The 6458-nt window shown below is 50.0% G+C and carries 6 protein-coding genes and 1 pseudogene; 6 read left to right on the top strand and 1 reads right to left on the bottom strand.

All coding sequences use genetic code 11. The features are described from left to right. Both PCH02S_RS32165 and PCH02S_RS32160 read left to right on the top strand, forming a co-directional pair. Positions 1-1309 (top strand): annotated as a pseudogene (locus tag PCH02S_RS32165) (hypothetical protein); the annotation flags it as partial. A gap of 42 nt (positions 1310-1351) precedes the next feature. After that, positions 1352-2086, top strand: a complete 735-nt coding sequence (locus tag PCH02S_RS32160) for a metallophosphoesterase family protein (RefSeq protein WP_127458190.1) — start codon at positions 1352-1354, stop codon at positions 2084-2086. 272 nt (positions 2087-2358) lie between these two features. On the opposite strand, the gene PCH02S_RS32155 is transcribed toward PCH02S_RS32160, so the two are convergent. Continuing rightward, positions 2359-2994, bottom strand: a complete 636-nt coding sequence (locus tag PCH02S_RS32155) for an FMN-dependent NADH-azoreductase (protein ID WP_127458189.1) — start codon at positions 2992-2994, stop codon at positions 2359-2361. 251 nt (positions 2995-3245) lie between these two features. Between PCH02S_RS32155 and PCH02S_RS32150 the strand changes: the two genes are divergently transcribed. The 4 genes from PCH02S_RS32150 (at position 3246) to PCH02S_RS32135 (ending at position 6300) form a co-directional block, all read left to right on the top strand. After that, positions 3246-4280, top strand: coding sequence for an agmatine deiminase family protein (locus PCH02S_RS32150; RefSeq protein ID WP_127458188.1), 1035 nt, complete (start codon positions 3246-3248; stop codon positions 4278-4280). Positions 4281-4286: 6 nt separating this feature from the next. Continuing rightward, on the top strand, positions 4287-5162 hold the full coding sequence (gene aguB / locus PCH02S_RS32145; protein WP_127458187.1) for an N-carbamoylputrescine amidase: 876 nt from the start codon (positions 4287-4289) through the stop codon (positions 5160-5162). Between the two features lie 27 nt (positions 5163-5189). Further along, positions 5190-5786 carry a LysE/ArgO family amino acid transporter gene (locus tag PCH02S_RS32140; RefSeq protein WP_246069351.1) on the top strand — a complete coding sequence of 199 codons (597 nt, stop codon included), beginning with the start codon at positions 5190-5192 and terminating at the stop codon, positions 5784-5786. 88 nt (positions 5787-5874) lie between these two features. After that, complete coding sequence (locus PCH02S_RS32135) at positions 5875-6300, top strand: YkvA family protein (protein WP_127458185.1); 426 nt, start codon at positions 5875-5877, stop codon at positions 6298-6300. The last annotated feature ends 158 nt before the right edge of the window (positions 6301-6458 follow it).

Genomic DNA, 6458 nt, shown 5'->3' with positions numbered 1-6458 from the left:
GCCGGCGCTGCTGTACATCCCGCCGCAGCTGCCGGAGGGCATGCTGCGCGAGCTCCAGCCGGCCAGCTGGAGCGGGGTCGTCGTCGGCGAAGCGCTGCGCGAGGAGGGCAGCCGCCGCATCTGCGTTGGCGGGCAGGCTCTCCTCAGCGCGCAGCTGAGCCTGGTTCGCCGTCTCCGCGCAGCCGGGGCGGCCACGATCGTTGCGGCTGGCGCGGTGAGCCAACCGCAGGATGCGCTGGAGCTGCTGGCCGCGGGAGCGAATAGCGTGCAGCTGCACAGCGGGCTCGTGTACGCGGGGCCAGGGCTGCCAAAGCGGATCAACGAAGCGATTCTTTATGAGCGCATTCGTGACACGGAAGAGCCCGAGCCGCCGTCGTTTTGGGCGAATTGGGGCTGGATGAGCTTGCTCGGCATCGGCATGATGATCGGCGGTGTGCTGGCTTGGCTGATCGCTTCAACCAGCGTGCTGTTGCCCTATGATGAAACCTTCCTTGGTGTGAGCCGGAGTGTCATAAATCGATTTAATGGGCATATTATACATTTCATGTCTCATGACCGTATTACCTTAGCGGGGACCATGATCTCGCTAGGCATCTTTTATTACCAGCTGGCCGTGCATGGTTTGCGGTTTGGCTCGCACTGGGCTCGTACCGCGCTGCTTACCTCGTGTACTGTAGGTTTCAGCAGCTTTTTCCTGTATCTTGGTTATGGCTATTTCGACCCGCTGCATGCTATTGCAGCTGCCGTGCTTCTCCCCATGCTGCTGCTCACCCTGCGCGGGTTGAAGGATTATCCTTCACGGAAGCCTCCGGGCTTACGGAATGATGCCGTCTGGCACAGAGCCCAGTGGGGGCAGTGCTGTTTCGTCGTCCTTGGGTTTGGTCTGGCATTCGGCGGATTGACCATTGCTTTGGTCGGGATTACGCAGGTGTTCGTACCGACCGATTTAGCGTTTCTGGGTGTAACCGCTGAGCTTCTTGCAGATTGGAACGAGCATCTGATTCCGCTTATCGCGCACGACAGGGCGGGTTTTGGAGGCGCCTTGTTTTCATTAGCTGTAGCCATTGCAGCTTCTGCGCTCTGGGGAGTGAACCAAGGCGAAAGCTGGCTTTGGTGGACGTTCCTATGGGGTGGAATACCAGGCTTTGCAGCGGGGTTACTGGTCCATTTTCATATTGGCTATACAGATTTCATTCATTTGCTTCCCGTTTATATAGCTGTGCTGCTGTATGCCTGTGGCCTCTACCTGATGTATCCGTTTCTAGTTAGGAGTGCGGGTAAAGAGGTGGAAGTGACAGTAACGGCATAATCAGCGGAGGAACCATTTTAACCTAAAGGCAGGTGCGGCTTGATGGAGAAACTAGCCCTTATCTCAGATATCCATGGCAATATGCCTGCATATGAAGCGGTCATGCACGATATTCAGGAGCGGAATGTGACGCAAATCATTTGTCTCGGCGATCTTGTCGGCAAAGGACCGCATTCCGAACAGGTCGTGGACCGTGTACGGGAATCCTGCGATGTAGTGATCAAAGGAAATTGGGATGATTTCATCGGAAACCAAGTAACGGATCCGGTTTTACTTTGGCAGCAGGAACGGCTGGGGATAGAGCGGACGACGTATCTAAAAAAGCTGCCTTTTTCCTATGAATTTTGGATGAGCGGTAAATTTGTAAGATTGTTCCACGCTTCGCCGAGAAGCGTTTATGAACGCATTCAACCATGGGACTCTATGGAGAACCGGTTGTCTATGTTTGAATCCTCTGAGGCATGTGCTGATCCCAGAGAAGCGGATGTGGCAGGCTACGCCGATGTTCACAATGCATTTCTGCAAATTCTCAAAGGCCGGATGCTTTTCAATACAGGCAGTGTAGGCAATCCGCTGGATATGACGCAGGCTTCCTATGTTATATTGGAAGGGCATTATCACAGCAAGGAGCCCGGTACGTTTAATCTTCAGCATGTGAGGGTTCCATACGATATCGAGCTTGCTGTACAGCATGCCAAGGACGAGCAGATGCCGGATGCCGAGGCGTATATTCTGGAGCTGCGAACGGGGCAATACCGGGGCCGTAAAAAAACATAGAGCAAAAAAGCTAAGTTGACCGTTCGCCGGTTTACTTAGCTTTTTTTGTGTTGGAGGGAACTGTGATCCTCTATTTCCATGGAAAGGCACAGTTTCTACTTGGAAGGGAACTACGTTCCTCTATTTTAAGTGTGTTTACCTAAAAAGTACGCCATAGAGGATAAATAAGAGCCCGTAGTTCCGCTCGGCGAGGAGATAGCTCGTTTTTCTACAGATAGAGGCCCCCAGTTCCCTTGTTACCATGGCTGAGTGTCATAGTTTCCCGGACAGCCCTAGAAGCTCTTAGCCAAATCCTTGGCTTTAGCAATCGCTTCTTCTTTAATTTGCTGGGCTCTATCCGCGAACTGATTGGTCCCCTCTATGAAAAGTCCTTGGAAGTCAGTGATTCCAATGAAAGACATAATGATGCCAATATAACGATGGCCCATCTCCATAGCTGCCGCGGGACCTTCTGAATACACGCCGCCACGGGATTGGATGTGCAGCGCTTTTTTGCCTGGCAGCAAGCCTACGGGACCGCTTTCTGTGTATTTGAAGGTTTTGCCGGCCATACATATGGAGTCAATATAGGCTTTCATGATGGGAGGAAAGGAAAAGTTCCACATCGGCGTCACAAAAACATATTTATCTGCGGCAACAAATTGGTCGGTTAATTCGCCGAGGCGAGCAACCTTAGCCTGTTCTTCCTTGCTTAGCGAAGTAAATTCTTGGCCGCTCCGTAATTTGCCCCATCCGCTGAACACATCTGCGTCAATGTGTGGAATTGAGATTTTGTACAGGTCGATTGGAATCACTTCGTCATTCGGATTAGCTTCCCGATAAGCATCGATGAAGGCCTTCCCTACAGCCATACTGTAGGAAGTCTGATGATCGTGAGGGTGTGCGGTAATGTGTAAAATAGTTGCCAAAGTCGGTCATCCTCCCTAATGTGTTGTGCGCTGTTCAAGCTTTTTTAATGTTCATAAATCCGAGGCAAACTATACGATGCTAATTCTGGATGGCTTTTAAGTTTTGCTAGAGTTTGCTAGCAGGTTGTTCTCAAAATTGTAAACCTCTGTACATTGAGTGGAGGCTCCTTTTGGTATATGATGAAAGACGGTGCTTTTTGGCCCTGAAAAATGCGAATATAAATTTTATATAAAGTGAGATGGATGAATTGATGAAACCGAAGGATTTAGGCTATAAAATGCCTGCAGAGTGGACAACTCATGAACGTACTTTCATTTCGTGGCCTGTTCAAGCTTCTATGGTTTACCCTGAGGATCATGCTGTTGTAACAAAAGGCTACGCGGATTTGGCTAAGGCTATCGCGGAATTCGAGCCTGTGACGGTCGTTGTCAACCCTGCGGATGCTGAACAAGTGAAGGCGATGTTTACTGAGCCTAACGTTGATTTCCTAATAATTGAACATAACGATGCTTGGTTCCGTGATAATGGCCCTACCTTTTTGCTGAACGAACAGCAAGAAATCGCCGCGGTGAATTGGAAATTCAATGCATGGGGCGGCAAATATGCGCCTTGGGATCTGGATGATAACGTGGCTCCGCAAATTTTGGAGCACCATGGCGTGAAGCGTTTTGACGCTCCGCTAGTGATGGAGGGCGGTTCCATTCATGTCGATGGAGAAGGCACGCTTATGACCACGGAAGAATGTTTGCTTAATACGAACCGTAATCCAGAGTTAAGTCGCGAAGCGATTGAAGAACACGTGAAGAACTTCGTGAATGTCGAGAAAATCATTTGGCTGAACAAAGGGCTCGACGGCGACGAAACGGACGGCCATGTCGATAATATCGCTTGCTTCGCGGCCCCGGGCAGAGTCATTTTGCAAGTGTGCAATGACCCTTCCGATGCGAATTATGCGATCACACAGGAGAATCTGGAGATTCTGCGCAATGCCACAGATGCCAAAGGCCGTTCTTTCGAGATTATCCAAATTGAACAGCCACCCCTTACTTTCTTTGAAGAGCAGCGTCTAACGCTTAGTTATTTGAACTTTTATTTCGTGAATGGCGGCATCATTTTGCCGGTGTTCGGCGGCACAGCCGAGGAGACGGATCGCAAAGCGGAGGAAGTGCTGAGCGCAGCATTCCCGGACCGCAGAATCCGTAAAATCAACGGCATGTCCATCATTAAAGAGGGCGGCAATGTCCACTGCACAACGCAGCAAATGCCAGCAAGCCGGAAAGGGTGATATAACGTGAGAAACGTTAAAGTAGCAGCCACACAAATGAGCTGTTCCACAAACATTGATGAAAACATTCGCAAAGCAGAAGCTTTGGTTCGCCAAGCGGCTGCGAAGGGCGCGCAAATCATTTTGATTCAAGAGCTTTTCGAGACGCCTTATTTCTGCCAAAAAGAAAAGTCCGATTACTACGTGTACGCGACGGAACTCGAGAATAATAAAGCCATTAATCATTTCCGTGAGATTGCCAAAGAGCTTAACGTCGTGCTGCCGATTTCTTTTTATGAGAAAAAAAATTACGCTCGCTACAATTCGCTTGCCGTTATTGACGCCGATGGCCAAGTGCTCGGCACTTACCGCAAAAGCCACATTCCGGACGGTCCTGGGTATGAAGAGAAGTTTTATTTCAATCCTGGCGACACCGGCTTCAAAGTGTGGAAAACCCGTTACGCCAAAATCGGCGTAGGCGTATGTTGGGACCAATGGTACCCGGAAGCTGCAAGAGTGATGGCTTTGATGGGGGCTGAACTATTGTTCTACCCAACGGCAATCGGTTCTGAGCCGCAAGATGGCTCCATTGATTCCAAAGATCACTGGCAAATGTGCATGCGCGGACACGCCGCGTCAAATCTGATGCCGGTTATTGCTTCGAACCGCATTGGGAAAGAAGTAGACGAAGATTCCAGCATCGACTTCTATGGTTCTTCTTTCATTGCCGGCCCGCAGGGCAATATGATCGAGGAAGCTGGCCGCACGGAAGAAACGGTGCTTGTTGCCGAATTCGATTTGGATCAGTTGGAAATTCAACGGATCGAATGGGGTATTTTCCGCGACCGTCGTCCGGATCTTTACAAAAAAATTGCGACCTATGATGGAGATCAGGTACTGTAATTTATGCTCATTCCCTTGTTGAAAGGTATGCTACTTGGGCTCTCGATCGCAGCGCCGGTCGGGCCCATTGGTATTTTGTGCATTCGAAGAACCATTACCTTGGGTCGCTTGCATGGCTTCTTGTCAGGGCTGGGGGCTGCGACAGCTGACGCTTTCTACGGCTTCATCGCCGGATTTGGTCTGACACTGGTCACCGGCTTTCTCCTTGACCAAAAGGTGCTGCTGCAAGCGGTAGGCGGTTTGTTCCTGATCTACTTGGGTGTGCAAACCTTTCGTTCCCGGCCTGCTACGGAGGCGGCCAAAGCCTCTGGTGACACGCTGCTCAAATCGTATGCGTCGACCCTCATGCTCACCATCACCAACCCGATGACCATCATGTCTTTCCTCGGCGCCTTTGCCGGTTTAGGCATGGGTGGCGCGCAAAGCGGCATGGCTGCGTCTATCGCTCTGGTGGTTGGCGTTTTCGCCGGTTCCGCCTTATGGTGGCTGGCGCTCAGCTTCGTGATCGGGATGTTTCGCGATCGTATCCATGTTTCCGTGTATCGCTGGATTAACCGGATATCGGGTGTCATTTTAACCATATTCGGCCTTGTAGCCATTGTTGGGCTGCTCCTTGGGGGGTAGCCTTTTGTCTTGCGGGAGCGAGAGGGTGCGATTTAGCTCATCACCATCGATAGTGGTATAATGGAGATAAGAATGGAGTGATCACGAAATGGACGCTTCTAAATATCAAAAGTATTTTAATCGGGATGATTTCTGGTCTAAATTGAAAAAAGGCGCTAAGAAGGCAGGAAGCAAAGTGATTTACAGTTGCTTGTTGCTTTATTATGCCGTAGAGAGCCCACGAACACCGTTAAAAGCTAAAGTACAAATTTACGGGACACTCGGCTATCTCATTCTGCCGCTGGATCTTATCCCTGATTTGCTGCCGGTTGTCGGTTATGTCGATGATTTGAGCGCGCTTGGATTAGCTCTCGCCGTCGTCGCGAAAAATATTGACGACGATGTGAAGCTCAAGGCCAAGAGCAAGTTGAGGGATTTTTTCGGAGATGAAGCCGTGAAATCCAAAGATATTATCGATATTGACGGTAAGTTGGTGGCTGATCAGAAAAAAGAAGAAGCACCTGAGCAGAAGTGAGACGAGTTCATGTTGATCTAACAGAAAGCGCCCCGCAGACTATGGCTGTGGGGCCAAATACTATCATTTAGTTTTATGCAAGATGTAAAGATAGGCATAATTGGTTCAGAAACTGCTTTCGTGGAAGCTTCTCCGCATGATGTAAGGAATAACCTGCA

It is taken from the genome of Paenibacillus chondroitinus NBRC 15376, assembly GCF_004000765.1.
Taxonomy (GTDB): Bacteria; Bacillota; Bacilli; order Paenibacillales; family NBRC-103111; genus Paenibacillus_E; species Paenibacillus_E chondroitinus.
This window is presented reverse-complemented; position numbering and strand designations above follow the sequence as displayed.